At 31.5% G+C, this 1,276-nt stretch carries 1 protein-coding gene; it reads left to right on the forward strand.

The genetic code is table 11. The features are described from left to right. A partial coding sequence (locus tag ACFSQ0_RS07330) for a transposase (RefSeq protein ID WP_379046333.1) occupies nucleotides 1–706 on the forward strand: 706 nt, incomplete at its 5' end. Between the last annotated feature and the right edge of the window lie 570 nt (nucleotides 707–1,276).

Genomic DNA, 1,276 nt, shown 5'->3' on the forward strand with positions numbered 1-1,276 from the left:
CAGAAGGGCAAAATCTATTTTAAGGACCAGTTCGTTTACCGCCCTCTATGATAAAGGATACCATACGGGCAGTGAATTTCATATAGCAGACCAACTGGGAATAAATACCTTGGTTGCTATTCCTGCGATAGGACGAAAAAGCCAAGCTCCAAACCCTGATTATAATGCTGAATATTTTATATATAATTCTAATGATGATACTTATACCTGTCCACAAGGAAAACAGTTAACCTCCAATGGCACGCGTTACAAAGGGCGTAACTACACTTTCAAACAATATAAAACTAAGGCTTGCAAAGAGTGCCCGGTACGAGACCAATGTACCAGGGCTAAAACAAATGGAAAAGTGATACAACGAAGCCAGTTCACGCAGAATATTCAAAACAATGCGCAACGCGTTTATAAAAACGAGAGCCTTTATAAAAAACGACAGGCCTTGGTAGAACATCCTTATGGCACATTAAAAAGGCAATGGGGATTTGACCATATTATGACCAAAAAAGGAATAAAGGCAGCCAGTGCAGATTTAGGGCTAATGATGTTAGCTTATAACTTGAAAAGGATCTTGAAGTTAATTAAGCAGAAGAAATTGTGCTTCACCAATGTCAAAACCGCTATTAATCACCTAGAAATGCAACTAGCACTTATTTTAAACTGTTTTTACGCCCCTAAAAATCATTTTCAAAAAATATTGACTCCTCGATAAATTTCATAAAAATCAGAAAAATATTATTTTTAAGAGCATTAATTGGTAGTTTTGAGACTGACTGCCGTTGTATGCAATTATGAAAAACATTAATCTATAAATGACAATTCCACCAATCTACTTTTTATATTACATTTTAATTTTTGTGATTTTCCCCTTCACAATTCAAGAATGGATTATCAAATTAGTTGAAAAAAACAATTTAATATCCAAAGAATCTCAAATAAGAAAATTTGCGAAAAGCATTATACAACTTCAAGTTTATCCTGTCCTATTTTCGCCAATTTTAATAATTGGTTACATATGGTTTTAACCTAATGTATATACTATTTCGGATTGCAATAATTATGAAAGGGATATATTGATTTTTCCAAAAGAATCAAACAATATCAAAATGTCATATGGAAATCATTCATATGTTATAAATAATTCTAACAATAAATTACATACTAAAACTTATGTTTATTGTTTTGACCCCTATAAAACAAGAGTATTCTTTTAAATTTCGTTAGTTAAATTATGCGGTTAATTTTTTCATTAAAATTAGATGTTTTTTAGCGTTCCATTTTT

Source organism: Mesonia sediminis, assembly GCF_042684705.1.
Lineage (GTDB): Bacteria > Bacteroidota > Bacteroidia > Flavobacteriales > Flavobacteriaceae > Mesonia > Mesonia sediminis.